The sequence below is a fragment of the Streptomyces sp. B21-105 genome (assembly GCF_036898465.1).
GTDB lineage: Bacteria > Actinomycetota > Actinomycetes > Streptomycetales > Streptomycetaceae > Streptomyces.
Map to the genome: position 1 here is coordinate 2,372,437 of NZ_JARUMJ010000001.1, position 14,987 is coordinate 2,387,423.

At 74.2% G+C, this 14,987-nt stretch carries 13 protein-coding genes and 1 riboswitch; of the genes, 8 read left to right on the forward strand and 5 right to left on the reverse strand.

Annotated features, from left to right (window positions below; all coding sequences use genetic code 11):
• Positions 1-191: 191 nt before the first annotated feature.
• A riboswitch (cobalamin riboswitch) is annotated at positions 192-330 on the forward strand.
• 100 nt (positions 331-430) lie between these two features.
• The 6 genes from QA802_RS10710 to QA802_RS10735 are packed head-to-tail and all read left to right on the forward strand — an operon-like array spanning position 431 to position 7,264.
• A complete protein-coding gene (locus QA802_RS10710; RefSeq protein ID WP_334520495.1) occupies positions 431-1,375 on the forward strand; it encodes a cobalamin biosynthesis protein in 945 nt (314 codons plus the stop codon).
• Positions 1,372-2,904, forward strand: coding sequence for a cobyric acid synthase (locus QA802_RS10715; protein ID WP_334520498.1), 1,533 nt, complete (start codon positions 1,372-1,374; stop codon positions 2,902-2,904). Before QA802_RS10710 ends, QA802_RS10715 begins: the two co-directional genes overlap by 4 nt.
• A 20-nt stretch (positions 2,905-2,924) precedes the next feature.
• Entirely contained in the window at positions 2,925-3,077 is a 153-nt protein-coding gene (locus QA802_RS10720; protein ID WP_334520501.1) for a hypothetical protein, read from the forward strand.
• On the forward strand, positions 3,074-5,134 hold the full coding sequence (locus tag QA802_RS10725; protein WP_334520504.1) for a putative cobaltochelatase: 2,061 nt from the start codon (positions 3,074-3,076) through the stop codon (positions 5,132-5,134). The genes QA802_RS10720 and QA802_RS10725 overlap by 4 nt, the downstream gene beginning before the upstream one ends.
• Positions 5,134-5,733, forward strand: coding sequence for a cob(I)yrinic acid a,c-diamide adenosyltransferase (gene cobO, locus QA802_RS10730; RefSeq protein WP_057581284.1), 600 nt, complete (start codon positions 5,134-5,136; stop codon positions 5,731-5,733). Before QA802_RS10725 ends, cobO begins: the two co-directional genes overlap by 1 nt.
• A gap of 4 nt (positions 5,734-5,737) precedes the next feature.
• On the forward strand, positions 5,738-7,264 hold the full coding sequence (locus QA802_RS10735; protein WP_334520507.1) for a cobyrinic acid a,c-diamide synthase CobB: 1,527 nt from the start codon (positions 5,738-5,740) through the stop codon (positions 7,262-7,264).
• A 170-nt stretch (positions 7,265-7,434) separates the two neighbouring features.
• Here the strand turns inward: QA802_RS10735 and QA802_RS10740 are convergent, their stop codons facing one another.
• Positions 7,435-8,163, reverse strand: a complete 729-nt coding sequence (locus QA802_RS10740) for a ZIP family metal transporter (protein ID WP_334520510.1) — start codon at positions 8,161-8,163, stop codon at positions 7,435-7,437.
• A 116-nt stretch (positions 8,164-8,279) separates the two neighbouring features.
• Between QA802_RS10740 and cobC the strand changes: the two genes are divergently transcribed.
• A complete protein-coding gene (gene cobC, locus QA802_RS10745) occupies positions 8,280-9,992 on the forward strand; it encodes an Rv2231c family histidinol phosphate aminotransferase CobC (protein WP_334520513.1) in 1,713 nt (570 codons plus the stop codon).
• Between the two features lie 121 nt (positions 9,993-10,113).
• Here the strand turns inward: cobC and QA802_RS10750 are convergent, their stop codons facing one another.
• Genes QA802_RS10750 through QA802_RS10765 form a run of 4 tightly spaced genes read right to left on the reverse strand, consistent with a single transcriptional unit; the run spans position 10,114 to position 13,693 of the window.
• Entirely contained in the window at positions 10,114-11,211 is a 1,098-nt protein-coding gene (locus QA802_RS10750; RefSeq protein WP_334520515.1) for an amidohydrolase family protein, read from the reverse strand.
• Positions 11,212-11,220: 9 nt separating this feature from the next.
• Positions 11,221-12,015 (reverse strand): amino acid ABC transporter ATP-binding protein, encoded by a 795-nt coding sequence (locus QA802_RS10755; protein ID WP_319169997.1) that lies wholly within the window; start codon positions 12,013-12,015, stop codon positions 11,221-11,223.
• A complete protein-coding gene (locus QA802_RS10760) occupies positions 12,012-12,845 on the reverse strand; it encodes an amino acid ABC transporter permease (RefSeq protein ID WP_334520520.1) in 834 nt (277 codons plus the stop codon). Before QA802_RS10760 ends, QA802_RS10755 begins: the two co-directional genes overlap by 4 nt.
• Complete coding sequence (locus QA802_RS10765; RefSeq protein ID WP_334520523.1) at positions 12,842-13,693, reverse strand: transporter substrate-binding domain-containing protein; 852 nt, start codon at positions 13,691-13,693, stop codon at positions 12,842-12,844. Before QA802_RS10765 ends, QA802_RS10760 begins: the two co-directional genes overlap by 4 nt.
• A gap of 173 nt (positions 13,694-13,866) precedes the next feature.
• On the opposite strand from QA802_RS10765, the gene QA802_RS10770 reads away from it, so the two are divergent.
• Positions 13,867-14,967, forward strand: a complete 1,101-nt coding sequence (locus tag QA802_RS10770; RefSeq protein ID WP_334520526.1) for a pyridoxal-phosphate-dependent aminotransferase family protein — start codon at positions 13,867-13,869, stop codon at positions 14,965-14,967.
• Positions 14,968-14,987 lie beyond the last annotated feature (20 nt).

Here is a 14,987-nt window from a genome sequence, read left to right on the forward strand (position 1 = left end):
TGGACCTCAGGGGTGCGGGACGGATCGTCGTCCCGCACCCCGTTCCTGTTCCCGTTCCTGTTCCCGTTCCTGTGCTCGTCCGCGCACCCCGTTCCCGTACCCGCTCTCCGCACCCCGTTCGTGAACCCCGCCGGCCCCGCCGTGTGGGGTTCTGCACATCCTCCCCGCGCAGGTCAACAGCAAGTTGACGACTCTTCCGGGCCCGTGGTGGACTGCCCGGGCCATTACGGCGGCAGAAGAGGAAGCCGGTGCGAGTCCGGCGCGGTCCCGCCACTGTCACCGGGGAGCAGACCCCCGGGAGCCAGGAACTCTCGCCGCCGGTCTCGTCGAACCAGGGCGCGGACACCCTGAGTGAGGACCTCTGCCATGTGCGGCTGCCGACCGAGCGTCACCACCGAGCCGACCCCCGCCCCCACCACCGGCTGACCCGATGGGTGCCGAGCGCGTCCACGCGTACGGCGCCGCCGCCGGCCTGCTCGGCGACCTGCTCCTCGGCGATCCCCGCCGCGGGCACCCGGTCGCCGTGTTCGGGCGGGCCGCGGGCGCCGTCGAACGGCTGCTGTGGCGGGACCACCGGGGGTGGGGCGCCCTGCACACCGCCGTGTGCGCGGGCGGCGCCGTGGCCCTGGGGGCCGTCGCCTCGCGGGGCGCGCGCCGCTCTCCCGCCGCCTCCGTCGCCCTGACCGCCGCCGCCACCTGGGCCGTCGTCGGGGGCAGTTCGCTCGTGCGCGAGTCCCGAGCGATCGGGCGGGCCCTGGAGGCGGGGGACGTCGAGGCGGCCCGGGAACGGCTGCCGCATCTGTGCGGGCGGGATCCGCAGGCGCTGGACGCCGACGGGATCGCCCGGGCCGTCGTGGAGTCCGTCGCCGAGAACACCTCCGACGCCGTCGTCGGGGCGCTGGTGTGGGGCGCCGTGGGCGGTGTGCCGGGACTGGCCGGGTTCCGGGCCGTCAACACCCTGGACGCGATGGTCGGTCACCGCTCGCCGCGGTATCTGCGCTTCGGCTGGGCCGCCGCCCGGCTCGACGACCTCGCCGGGTGGCCCGGGGCGCGGCTGACCGCCGTGCTGGCCGCCGCCGCGGGCGACGATCCGCGCGGCGCGCTGCGGGCCTGGCGCGCCGACGCCCGCAAGCACCCGAGCCCCAACGCGGGCCCCGTGGAGGCTTCCTTCGCGGGCGCCCTCGGCGTGCGGCTGGGCGGGACCCTGGCGTACGGCGGCCGGGTCGAACACCGGCCGGTGCTCAACGGGGCGGCCGGACGGGCCGTCGCCGTGCCCGACATCGAACGCGCCGCGCGGCTCTCCCGCCGCGTCGGTCTGCTCGCGCTCGGCGTCACCGTCGCCGCGCGCCTCGTCGCGAAGGGACGTCAGTCATGAGCGGGGGGCTCCTCGTCGCCGGCACGACCTCCGACGCCGGCAAGAGCGTCGTCACCGCCGGGATCTGCCGGTGGCTGGTGCGACAGGGCGTCAAGGTCGCGCCGTTCAAGGCGCAGAACATGTCCCTCAACTCCTTCGTGACGCGGGAGGGCGCCGAGATCGGGCGGGCGCAGGCCATGCAGGCGCAGGCCTGCCGGGTGGAGCCGACCGCGCTGATGAACCCGGTGCTGCTCAAGCCGGGCGGGGAGCGCAGCAGCCAGGTCGTGCTGCTGGGCAGGCCGGTGGGCGAGATGAGCGCCCGTGGCTATCACGGTGGGCGCCAGCAGAGACTTCTCGGCACCGTTCTCGACTGTCTCGCCGAGTTGCGGGGCACGTATGACGCGGTGATCTGTGAGGGGGCGGGCAGTCCCGCCGAGATCAACCTGCGGCGGACCGACATCGTGAACATGGGGATCGCGCGGAGCGCGCGGCTGCCCGTGCTCGTCGTCGGCGACATCGACCGGGGCGGGGTCTTCGCGTCGTTCTTCGGCACGGTCGCCCTGCTGTCGCCCGAGGACCAGGAACTGGTCGCCGGGTTCCTGGTCAACAAGTTCCGCGGGGACGTCTCCCTGCTGGAGCCGGGCCTGGACATGCTGCACGGGCTCACCGGGCGGCGGACGTACGGGGTGCTGCCGTTCCGGCACGGGCTGGGGATCGACGAGGAGGACGGGCTGAGGGTGTCGCTGCGGGGGACCGTGCGGGAGTCGAACACCGCTCCGCCGGTCGGCGAGGACGTGCTGCGGGTCGCCGTCTGCGCGGTCCCGCTGATGTCCAACTTCACCGACGTGGACGCGCTGGCCGCCGAGCCCGGCGTCGTCGTGCGGTTCGTCGACCGGCCCGAGGAGCTGGCCGACGCCGACCTGGTCGTCGTACCGGGGACCCGGGGCACCGTGCGGGCACTGGAGTGGCTGCGCGAGCGCGGGCTGGCCGACGCGCTGGTGCGCCGGGCCGCCGAGCAGCGGCCCGTCCTCGGCGTCTGCGGGGGTTACCAGATCCTCGGCGAGCGGATCGAGGACGAGGTGGAGAGCCGGCTCGGCCGGGTCGAGGGGCTCGGACTGCTGCCCGTGCGGGTGCGGTTCGCCCCGGCGAAGACCCTGACCCGCCCGGTGGGCGAAGCCCTCGGCGAGTCCGTCGAGGGGTACGAGATCCATCACGGGGTGGCCACCGTGGACGGTGGGGAGGCGTTCCTGCGCGACGACCGCGGAAACCCCCTGGACGGCTGCCGGATCGGGCAGGTCTGGGGCACGCACTGGCACGGCTCGCTGGAGTCGGACGGGTTCCGGCGGGCCTTCCTGCGGGAGGTGGCCGCAGCGGCGGGCCGGCGTTTCGTGCCCGCCCCGGACACCTCGTTCGGCGCGTTGCGCGAGGAGCAGCTGGACCGGCTCGGCGACCTGATCGAAGAGCACGCGGACACCGACGCGCTCTGGCGGCTGATCGAGTCGGGCGCGCCGCGCGGGCTGCCGTTCGTTCCCCCGGGAGCACCCGCGTGAGCACTCGTACGAAAGGCCGCGTGAGCGCCGGGCCGTCGCCGGCGCTGTCGTCGTCGGCCGCCGGTGTCCTGCGCACGGGGAAGTCCGGCCGGTGGCCGCGGCGGGGCACCACCGAACGGCTGTGGGACGTCCGTCCCGGGCCGGAGGGCGAGTTGGAAGGCAACGAGAAGTGAGTACTCCTTTCCCGTTCACGGCCGTCGTCGGCCAGGACGACCTGCGGCTCGCGCTGCTGCTGAACGCCGTGTCGCCGGCGGTGGGCGGTGTGCTGGTGCGCGGCGAGAAGGGCACCGCCAAGTCGACGGCCGTACGGGCGCTGTCGGCGCTCATGCCGGCGCTGGACGCGGTGACCGGCTGCCGGTTCTCCTGCGACCCGGCATCGCCCGACCCGGCCTGCCCGGACGGACCGCACGAGCCGGGGGCGTCCGAGACGCGGCCGGCGCGGATGGTGGAGCTGCCGGTCGGCGCCTCCGAGGACCGGCTGGTGGGCGCGCTGGACATCGAACGGGCGCTGGCGGAGGGCGTGAAGGCCTTCGAGCCGGGGCTCCTCGCCGACGCGCACCGGGGCATCCTCTACGTCGACGAGGTCAATCTCCTCCACGACCACCTGGTCGACCTGCTGCTGGACGCGGCCGCGATGGGCGCCTCGTACGTCGAGCGCGAGGGGGTCTCCGTACGGCACGCGGCCCGGTTCCTGCTCGTCGGCACCATGAACCCCGAGGAGGGCGAGCTGCGGCCGCAGTTGCTCGACCGGTTCGGGCTGACGGTGGAGGTGGCCGCCTCGCGCGAGCCCGACCAGCGGGTGGAGGTGGTGCGGCGGCGCCTCGCGCACGACGACGACCCCGAGGCGTTCGCCGCGCGCTGGGCGGACGAGGAGGCCGCCGTCCGCGCCCGGATCGCAGCCGCGCGGGAGCTGCTGCCGTCGGTGCGGCTGGGCGACGCGGCGCTGCGGCAGATCGCGGCGACCTGCGCCGCGTTCGAGGTGGACGGCATGCGGGCCGACATCGTCATGGCGCGCACGGCCACCGCGCTGGCCGCCTGGGCCGGACGGACCGACGTGCTCGCGGAGGACGTACGGCAGGCCGCGCTCCTCGCGCTGCCGCACCGCAGGCGGCGCAACCCCTTCGACGCGCCCGGACTCGACGAGGACAAACTCGACGAGACGCTGGAGGAGTTCGGCGGCTCGGACGACGAGGACCCCGGCCCGCAGGGCCCCGAGGGCGGTCCCGACGGCGGTCCCGAGGACGGTGGTCCCGACGGCGGTCCCGACGGTGGGGGCGGCCTGCCGCCGCAGTCCGGGGACGGGGCCGGGGCCGGTGGCGGTGGCGGTGACGCCACCGTGCCGCCGCAGGGCGACGGCGCCGCGCCCCGGCCGGCCGGCCCGGGGGCCGGGGAGCAGTCCCCCGTGCGGGCCGCCGAGCCGTTCCGCACGAAGACGCTGAGCGTGCCCGGCATCGGCGAGGGCGCCGCCGGACGGCGCTCGCGGGCGCGCACCGAGCACGGCAGGACCACGGGCGCGCGGCGCCCCCGGGGCGCCCTGACCAAGCTGCACCTGGCGGCGACCGTGCACGCGGCCGCCCCGCACCAGCGGGTGCGGGGACGGTCCGGGCCGGGGCTGGTGGTGCGGCGCGACGATCTGCGGCAGGCGGTCCGGGAGGGGCGCGAGGGAAACCTCGTGCTGTTCGTCGTGGACGCCTCGGGGTCGATGGCGGCCCGCCGGCGGATGGGCGCGGTGAAGGGCGCGGTGCTGTCGCTGCTGCTCGACGCGTACCAGCGGCGGGACAAGGTCGGGCTCGTCACGTTCCGCGGCTCGGGCGCGGACGTCGCGCTGCCGCCCACCTCGTCGGTGGACGCCGCCGCCGTACGCCTGGAGTCGCTGCCCACCGGGGGCCGCACGCCGCTGGCCGCCGGGCTGCTGCGGGCGCACGACGTGCTGCGCGTGGAGCGGCTGCGGGATCCGGCGCGGCGGGCCCTGGTCGTCGTGGTGACGGACGGACGCGCCACCGGGGGCCCCGAGCCGGTCGCGACGGCCGGCCGGGCCGCCCGGCTGTTCGCCGCCGAGGGCGTCGCGAGCGTGGTCGTCGACTGCGAGTCCGGGCCGGTACGGCTCGGACTCGCCGGGGAGCTGGCCGCACAGCTGGGGGGTACCGCCGTCACGCTGGACGAGCTGCGGGCGGACTCCATCGCGGGACTGGTGAAGAACGTGCAGGGGACTTCGAGGAGGGCCGCTTAATGCCGCAGGGACAGCCGAGTGTCGTGCCGGACGACGGACTGACGACGCGTCAGCGCCGCAACCGGGCGCTCGTCATGGTGCACACGGGCATCGGCAAGGGGAAGTCGACCGCCGCCTTCGGGCTCGCGCTGCGAGCCTGGAACCAGGGGTGGCCGATCGGGGTGTTCCAGTTCGTCAAGTCGGCGAAGTGGAAGGTCGGCGAGGAGAACGCGCTGCGGGTGCTGGGGGCGTCCGGCGAGGGCGGCTCCGTCGACTGGCACAAGATGGGTGAGGGCTGGTCGTGGGTGCAGCGCGACGAGCAGCTCGACAACGAGGAGAAGGCCCGCGAGGGCTGGGAGCAGGTCAAGCGGGACCTCGCCGCCGAGGCGTACAAGCTGTATGTGCTCGACGAGTTCGCCTACCCGCTGCACTGGGGGTGGATCGACGTCGACGAGGTGATCTCGGTGCTGCGGGACAGGCCCGGGACGCAGCACGTCGTCATCACCGGACGCAACGCGCCCGAGAAGCTCGTGGACTTCGCCGACCTGGTCACCGACATGTCCAAGGTCAAGCATCCGATGGACGCGGGGCAGAAGGGGCAGAGGGGCATCGAGTGGTGACGCCGTGCTGACGCCCCCCGCCGCGACGCCGTCCGCGCCCCCGACCCCGGCGCCTTCGGCCTCGTCCTCCGTACCCCGGCTCGTCATCGCCGCGCCCTCCTCGGGCAGCGGCAAGACCACCGTCGCGACGGGGCTGATGGCCGCGTTCGCCGCGCGCGGGCTCGCCGTGTCCCCGCACAAGGTCGGGCCGGACTACATCGACCCCGGGTACCACTCGCTCGCGACCGGGCGGGTGGGCCGCAACCTCGACGCGTACCTGTGCGGGCCGGAGCTGGTGGGCCCGCTGTTCGCGCACGGTGCGCGCGGCTGCGACCTGGCGATCGTCGAGGGCGTGATGGGGATGTACGACGGGGCCGCGGGAGAGGGCGAACTGGCCTCCACCGCCCAGGTGGCGAAGCTGCTGCGGGCGCCGGTGGTGCTCGTGGTGGACGCCTCGTCGCAGTCCCGGTCGGTGGCGGCGCTGGTGCACGGGTTCATTTCCTGGGACCCGGAGGTGCGGGTCGGGGGCGTGATCCTCAACAAGGTCGCCTCGGACCGGCACGAGGAGCTGCTGCGGGACGCGCTGGAGTCGGCCGGGACGCCGGTGCTGGGCGTGGTGCGGCGGGCGGCGCGGGTGGACACGCCGTCCCGGCACCTCGGGCTGGTGCCGGTCGCCGAACGGCGGGCCGATGCGGTGGACTCCGTCGCGGCGATGGCGGCGCAGGTGGCGCGGGGGTGCGACCTCGAGGCGCTGCTCGCGCTGGCGCGCGGCGCGGGAGACCTGTCCTGCGCGCCGTGGGACGCGGCCGAGGCCCTGCGGGCCGCCGTGCCCGCACCCGCCCTCGGCACGCCGGCCCTCGGCACGCCGGCTCTCGGCACGCCGGCTCTCGACGTCCGGGCTCCGCGGTCCGACGCCGGCGGGCTGCGGCCCGCCGCGGGCGGCACGGGCCGGCCGGTGGTCGCCGTCGCCGGCGGCTCCGCCTTCACCTTCTCCTACGCCGAGCACGCCGAGCTGCTCACCGCCGCCGGCGCCGACGTCGTCCCCTTCGATCCGCTGCGGGACGAGGGACTGCCCGACGGAACCGCCGGGCTGGTCGTCGGGGGCGGGTTCCCCGAGGTGTACGCGGCCGAGCTGTCCGCGAACGAGCCCCTGCGCAAGTCGGTGGCGGCCCTGGTGGACCAGGGGGCACCTGTCGCCGCCGAGTGCGCCGGGCTGCTCTACCTGTGCCGCGAGCTGGACGGGCAGCCCATGTGCGGGGTGCTCGACGCGAGCGCGCGGATGAGCGGACGGCTCACGCTCGGGTACCGGGACGCGGTGGCGGTGAGCGACAGCGCGCTGGCCGTGGCCGGGACCAGGATGCGGGGCCACGAGTTCCACCGGACCGTCGTGGAGCCCGGCGCGGGCGCGACCCCCGCGTGGGGGCTGCGGACCCCGCAGCGGCGTCTCGAGGGGTTCGTGGAGCGGGGCGTGCACGCGAGCTATCTGCACACGCACTGGGCGTCCGAGCCGGGCGTGGTCCGCCGGTTCGTGGAGAGGTGCCGGACGTCATGAGCGTCGGGCCGGCCGCGCGGGCCGTAGAGCCGGCGCCGGAGGCTGTCCTGGAGCCGGGGTCACAGGCCGTGCGGAAGGCGGGGCCGCAGGCCGTGGCGGAGTCGGGGTCGGGGGGCGTGAGCGGGAGCTTTTCGGTGCGCGCCTGGGGCTGGGGGGCCGTTCGCAGGCATTCAGGACGCCAGGCCGACCACCAGCCAGATGAAGGCCGCGCCCGCGATCGTGCACAGCACGGTCGAGCGGGCCGGGTGCTCGTGGTGGGCCTCGGGGAGGATCTCGGCGGCCGCCAGATACAGCAGCGCGCCGCCGAAGAACCCGAGATAGCCGCCGAGCACCTGCTCCGGGATGGAGACGAAGGACGTCGAGGCCGCGCCCACGACGGGGGCCGCCGCGTCCGCCACCAGCATGGCCTGGGCCTTGCGGCGGGCGTTCCCGTACAGGCTGGTGATCGTGTAGGTGTTGAAGCCGTCCGCGAAGTCGTGGGCGATGACCGCGAGCGCCACGGCGGCCCCCATGCCGCCGTCCACCTGGAAGGCCGCGCCGATCGCCACGCCGTCCATCGCACTGTGGCCGACCATCGCGGCGGCGGCCGTGAGACCCACCTCGGGCGCGCGCAGGGCCGTCTCCTCCGCGCCGTGCGCCGCCTGCCGGGCCGCGAGCAGCCGTTCCACCAGATGGGCCAGCAGGAACCCGGCCACGAAGAGCAGCAGCGCGGCCGGGACGCCGAAGACCTCGGTGCCGGCCGCTTCCAGCGCCTCCGGCAGCAGGTCGAGGCCGACCACGCCCAGCATCAGGCCGCCGGCCAGGCCCAGCACGAGGTGGCGGCGGTCGGTCACGCGCTGTGCCGTCCAGCCGCCGGCCAGCGTCATGAGGAACGCGCCGAGCGCGACGAAGACCGCCATGGGCCCTTGCTATCCGATCGACCCCTCATCGCGCACATCCGCGCCGCGACCTGACGACGAAAATCCCTGACGAAATCATTGAAACCGCACAAAACGAGGTGAGAGGACGTGCCGCCATGACCGACGCCGCCACCGGCCCGGGGCACGCGACCAGGGTCGGCGACGCCGTCGTGGCGTGCCTCGTCGTCGGGGTCGGCGCGTCCAGGGGCGTGCCGGCCGACGAGGTGTTCGGGCTCGTGGAGACCGCGTTGCGGGAGGCGGGGCGGTCCCTGCGGGACGTCGTCGAGCTCGCCACCGTCGACGTCAGGGCCGGCGAACCGGGCCTCGTCGAGGTCGCCCGGCGACTCGGCGTGCCCGTGGTGACGTACTCCGCGCGGGAGTTGGCGGGGGTCTCGGTGCCCCACCCGTCCTACGCGCCGTCCGCGGCCCTGGGCACGCCGTCGGTGGCGGAGGCGGCCGCGCTGATCGGCGGCGGCGAGCTCGTGGTGCCCAAGCGCAGGTCGGCCGGGACGCCGGCGAGGGCGACCTGCGCCGTCGCCCGCCGGCCGGACCTTCCCGGGGTGTCCGGCACGCCCGCCGGATCCGCCCTCGCGCCGCCGGACGACGACGTCGCCGCGCCGCTCGCGACCCGCACGGAAACCCCTCACGCGGACATCACCCACACAGACATCACCCACCCGGGCATCACCTTTACGGACATGGAAACACGCAGTCCCATGCACACTGACGGACAAGCCGACGAGTACGCCGACGGCCGCGTCGCCGGCGCTCTCGACGGCTGGCACGACCTTCGCCATCACGGGGATTCCGAGGTCCGGGACGACGGCTCGGACCTGGTCGATCTCGCCGTGAACGTCCGCGCGGACACGCCTCCGCGCTGGCTGCTCGAGCGCGTCGCCGCGTCCCTGGGCGGCCTCGCGGCCTATCCGGACGGGCGGGCCGCACGGGCGGCCGTCGCGGCGCGGCACGGGCTGCCCGTGGAGCGGGTGCTGTTGACGGCGGGCGCGGCGGAGGCGTTCGTGCTGCTGGCGCGGGCCCTGCGGGTGCGGCGGCCGGTGGTGGTGCATCCGCAGTTCACCGAGCCTGAGGCGGCGCTGCGCGACGCCGGGCACCAGGTGGGCCGGGTGCTGCTGCGCGCGCGGGACGGCTTCCGGCTGGATCCCGCGGCCGTTCCCGACGACGCCGACCTGGTGGTGATCGGCAATCCGACGAACCCCACGTCGGTGCTGCACCCCGCGGACACGGTCCGGCGGCTGGCGCGGGCCGGGCGGACGCTGGTGGTCGACGAGGCGTTCATGGACGCGGTGCCCGGCGAGCGGGAGGCCCTCGCCGGCCGGACGGACGTGCCCGGTCTGGTGGTGCTGCGCAGCCTGACCAAGACCTGGGGACTCGCGGGGCTGCGGATCGGGTACGTCCTCGCCGCGCCGGAGACGATCGCCGAGCTGGAGCGGGCACAGCCGCTGTGGCCGGTGTCCACGCCGGCGCTGGCCGCCGCACAGGCGTGCGTGGAACCGCAGGCGCTGGCGGAGGCCGGGCACGCGGCGCACCGCATCGCCGCGGACCGGGCCCATCTCGTCGCCGGCCTCGAGGAGTTCGCCTCGGACGGGCTGCGGGTCGCGGGGCCGGCCCAGGGCCCCTTCGTGCTCGTCCGGCTGCCGCGAGCGGCCGCCGTCCGCCGGCAGCTGCGCGTCCTGGGGTTCGCGGTCCGGCGCGGGGACACCTTTCCGGGGCTGGACGAGGAATGGCTGCGGCTGGCGGTACGGGACCGGGCGACGGTGAACCGTTTCCTCCAGGCTCTGGACCAGGCACTGGCGCTGACGCGCGACTGAGGAACGCGAGGGGCGGGCGCGCGAGACCCACGCGAGCTGGGCGAGCGCGAGGTTCGGGACGCGAGGGAGCCGCGCGACCGGCCCACGGCTCGGACCGCCCCGGCCCATGGCTCGGACCGCCTCAACCCACGATCTTTCCGTTCAGCACGGTCCTGCGGGGCGCCGCCAGCACGCGCACGTCCGCGCGCGGGTCCGTCTCGTACACCACCAGGTCCGCCGACGCGCCCTCGTCCAGGCCGGGGCGTCCGAGCCAGGCGCGTGCGCCCCAGGTCGCCGCCGAGAGCGCCTGCAGCGGGGGGATGCCCGCCGTCACCAGCTCCGCGACCTCCGCCGCCACCAGACCGTGCGGCAGCGAACCGCCGGCGTCCGTGCCGACGAAGACCGGGATGCCGGCGTCGTAGGCGGAGCGGACGGTGTCGTACCGGCGTGCGTGCAGCCTGCGGATGTGGGCCGACCAGCGCGGGAACTTGGCCTCCCCACCGGCGGCGAGCTCCGGGAACGTGGCGATGTTGACCAGGGTCGGGACGATCGCCACACCCCGCTCGGCGAACAGCGGGACGAGATCGTTTGTCAGGCCCGTGGCGTGTTCGACGCAGTCGATGCCGGACTCGACCAGGTCGCGCAGCGAGTTCTCGGCGAAGCAGTGCGCGGTGACGCGTGCGCCCAGCCGGTGGGCCTCGGCGATGGCCGCCTCGGCCGCCTCCCGCGGCCAGCTGGGGGCCAGGTCGCCGGCGTCGCGGTCGATCCAGTCGCCGACCAGCTTGACCCAGCCGTCGCCGCGCCGGGCCTCCCGGGCGACGTACGCGACGAGGTCGTCGGGCTCGATCTCGTGCGCGTAGCCGCGCAGGTAGCGGCGGGTGCGGGCGATGTGCCGGCCGGCCCGGATGATCTTCGGGAGGTCGTCGCGGTCGTCGACCCAGCGGGTGTCCGAGGGCGAGCCGGCGTCCCTCAGCAGCAGGGCGCCGGCGTCGCGGTCCGTCAGCGCCTGCTTCTCCGCGACGTCCGGCTCGACCGGGCCGTGCGCGCCGAGGCCCACGTGGCAGTGCGCGTCGACGAGACCGGGCAGCGCCCAGCCCTCGACGGTGAGGACCTCACGGGCCCCGGCCGGGCGGTCGTAGGAGATCCGGCCGCCGACGACCCACAGCTCGTCGCGGACGTCGTCGGGTCCGGCCAGGACCCTGCCCTTCACGTGCAGCACCGGCACCGGCTGATCGCTCATACGTGCACCCTAGCCAGTGCTCTTGCCCACCTGGTCGGAGGTCTCCTCCTCCACGTCGGCCATCGCCGGGTCGAGGAGGCGGGAGAGGAAGTGGCGGGTGCGTTCGTGCCGTGGAGCGCCGATGACCTGGGCGGGGGCGCCGTCCTCGACGATCACTCCGCCGTCCATGAAGACGACCCGGTCGGCGACCTCGCGGGCGAAGGTCATCTCGTGGGTGACGACCATCATCGTCATGCCCTCGTTCGCCAGCATGCGCATGACGGCGAGGACGTCCCCGACCAGCTCCGGGTCGAGCGCCGACGTCGGCTCGTCGAAGAGCATCACGTCGGGGCCCATGGCCAGGGCCCGGGCGATCGCGACACGCTGCTGCTGGCCGCCGGAGAGGGAGGAGGGATAGGCGTGCGCCTTCTCCGACAGGCCCACCCGCTCCAGGTTCTGGGCGGCGACCTCCGCGGCCTTTGCCTTGCCGCGGCCGAGCACCCGGCGCTGCGGCAGGGTCAGGTTCTCGGTCACCGACAGGTGCGGGAACAGGTTGAACTGCTGGAAGACCATGCCGATACGGCGTCGTACGGCGTCGATGTCCACGTCGGGGTCGGTGAGCTCCGTGCCGCCGACGAAGACCTGGCCCTTCGTCGGTTCCTCCAGCAGGTTCACGCAGCGCAGCAGCGTCGACTTGCCCGAGCCGGAGGGACCGATCACGCAGACGACCTCGCCCCGGCCGATCTCCAGGTCGATGCCGCGCAGCACCTCGTTGTCGCCGAACGCCTTGTGCAGGCCGCGCACTTCGATCTCGGGTCGGCTCATTTCACGGCCTCCTGGGCCTTGGCCTCCATGCGGCGCACGACGAAGCCGAGCGGGACGGTCACCAGCAGGTAGCACAGGCCGGCGACCAGGATCGGCGTGGAGTTGGCGGTGTCGCTGGCCAGGTCCCGGCCGAACTTGGACAGTTCGCGCTCCTGAAGGGTCACGCCGAGGAGCAGGACCAGGGAGGAGTCCTTGAAGAGGATGATCAGTTCGTTGGTGAGCGGCGGCAGGATGATCCGGAACGCCTGCGGGATGACGATGGAGGTCATCGCGCGGGCCGGTGAGAAGCCCAGCGAGCGCGCCGCTTCCATCTGCCCCTTGGGCACCGCCTGGATGCCCGCGCGGAACGTCTCCGCCATGTACGCGGCACCCACCAGGCCGAGCGCGAGCGCCGCCTTGCCGTAGGTGCCGCCGACGATCTCCGTGCCGGGGAAGGCCAGCGGCACGGCCACGCCGATGAAGACGAAGATCAGCAGGGCGGGCAGACCGCGGAAGATCTCGATGTACACGCCGGCCACCCAGCGGTACGGGCCGACCGAGGACAGTCGCATCAGCGCGATGACCAGGCCGAGCACCAGCCCCAGCAGGAAGCCGGACAGGGTGTACAGGACGGTGTTCTTCAGCGCCAGCGTGATGACGTCCGGGAACATCTCCTTCGCGATGTCCCACTGGGCGAACTGGTTCTTCAGCCGACCCCAGTCGGCGGTCACCGCGAAGACGATGACGGCGGCGACGAACACGGCGTACTGCGCGCCGCGCGACAGCCGGCGCTTCTGCCGCCGGGTCAGTCCCCTCTTCTTCGGCTGGAGCGGTACGTCCGCGGCCGTCATGACGCCGACGGGGAGGCCGCGGACGCGTCGTACGGGCCGATCCACTTCTCGTACAGCGTCTTGTACGTGCCGTCGGCCTTCGCGTCCGCCAGCGCCTTGTCGATCGCGGCGGCCAGCTTCGTGTTGCCCTTCTTCACGGTGAAGCCGTACTGCTCACCGGTGTTGAGGTTGTCGACGACCTTGAAGGCGTCGGCGTTGGCCTTGTCCTTCAGCCAGCCCTGGACCACCGGGTAGTCGATGATGACGGCCTTGACCTGTCCGGTGCGCAGCCCGTTGAGGACGGCGTCGGAGGACTCGAAGGAGACCGCGTCGAAGCCCTGCTTCTCGGCGTAGTCCTCGCCGGTGGTCTGCGCCTGCGCACCCAGCTTGACGCCCTTGGCCTTCACGTCGGCGAGCGAGGAGACGCCGGCGTCCTTGTCGACCAGGACGGCCTGGGTGGCCTCGAAGTAGGGGTCGGAGAAGTCGACGTTCTTCTTGCGCTCGTCGGTGATGGTCATGCCGGCCGCGGCGAGGTCGCACTGGCCGGAGTTGAGGAAGGCGCCGGTCTTGAAGTTCTCGAAGGGCGTGTCGACGATCGCCTGCTTCACGCCGAGGTTCTTGGCGACCAGGTCGATCAGGGACACGTCGAAGCCCTGCACCTTGCCGTCGATCTCCGACTGGAAGGGCGGGTAGGGCAGGTGGGTGCAGGTGGTGAGCTGGCCCGCCTTGACGAGCTCGACCCCGCCGGCGGCGGTCTTGGAGCCGCTGCCGCCGTCGTCGCTCGACGTGCAGGCGGCCACGAGCACGAGCCCGGCCGTCGCGGTGGCAGCGGCCAGGATGCGGGTCCGGCGCCCGGAGAGGGTGTTCACGGCGGGCCTTCCTGTAAGAGAACTTTGGGTTCCGATTATAAGGATAAGTTTGAGGCTCTCAAAACAAACCGATGGTTACAGGGCCGTTATACCTACGAAGTAGCCAGCAGGGAGGTGGGGACGCCCCCGGTTACTCTCGTCACCTCTACCCCGTCAGCGAAGAGAGCACCGTTGTGACACACCCGTTCCTGGACCTCGCACCGCTGAGCGCCGCACAATTCGCCTCGATCGAGGACCGGGTGGCCCGGCTGCTGGACACCCGGCAGGACGTCGTGATCATGCAGGGTGAGGCGCTGCTGCCCCTGGAGGGGGCGATCCGGGGCGCAGCGGGTCCGGGCACCACCGCCCTCAACGTGATCACCGGCCCGTACGGGCAGACCTTCGGCGACTGGCTGCGGGACTGCGGCGCGACCGTGATCGACCTGGCGGTCCCCTTCCACACCGCGGTGACGGCGGCACAGGTCCGCGAGGCGTTCGCCGAGCACCCGGAGATCGACTTCGTTTCGCTGGTGCACGCGGAGGCCGCGACCGGCAACACCAACCCGGTCGCGGCCGTCGGCGAGGTGGTGCGGGAGCACGGCGCGCTGTTCTACCTGGACGCGGTCGCCTCGATTGGCGCGGAGCCGGTGCTGCCGGACGCGTGGGGCGTGGACCTGTGCGTGATCGGCGCACAGAAGGCGATGGGCGGCCCGGCGGGCGTGTCGGCGGTCTCGGTGAGCGAGCGGGCGTGGGCGCGGATGTCCACGAACCCGCAGGCCCCGCGCCGCTCCTACCTGTCCCTGCTGGACTGGAAGCAGCGCTGGATCGACGGCGGCCGCACAGCCTTGCCGCACGCGCCGGCACAGCTGGAGATGCTGGCCCTCGAGGCGTGCGTCGAGCGGATCGAGACCGAGGGGCTGAAGACGGTCATGGCCCGGCACGCGTCCGCGGCGGCGGCGACGCGGGCGGGCGCGGCGGCGCTGGGCGGCGGGCTCGAGCCGTATGTGCACGACGCGGCGGAGGCGGCGCCGGTCGCCACGACGCTGCGGGCGCCGGCGGGCGTGCCGGCGTCGGAGCTGGTGGCCCGGGCACTGGCGATCGACCCCGCGCTGCCGCTGGCCGCGGGCGGGGGCGCACTGGCCGGCGAGATGATCCGGGTCAACCACTACGGCACTGCCGCGACCGTGGCCGCTGTGCGGGGATCCCTGGCCGCCCTGGGCGCGGCCCTGGCGGAGAAAGGCCTGCCCGTCGACCTGGACGCGGCCCACCGAGCCGCAGAGACCGGCCGGAACTGAAGGGAGCGCCGGTACCGACC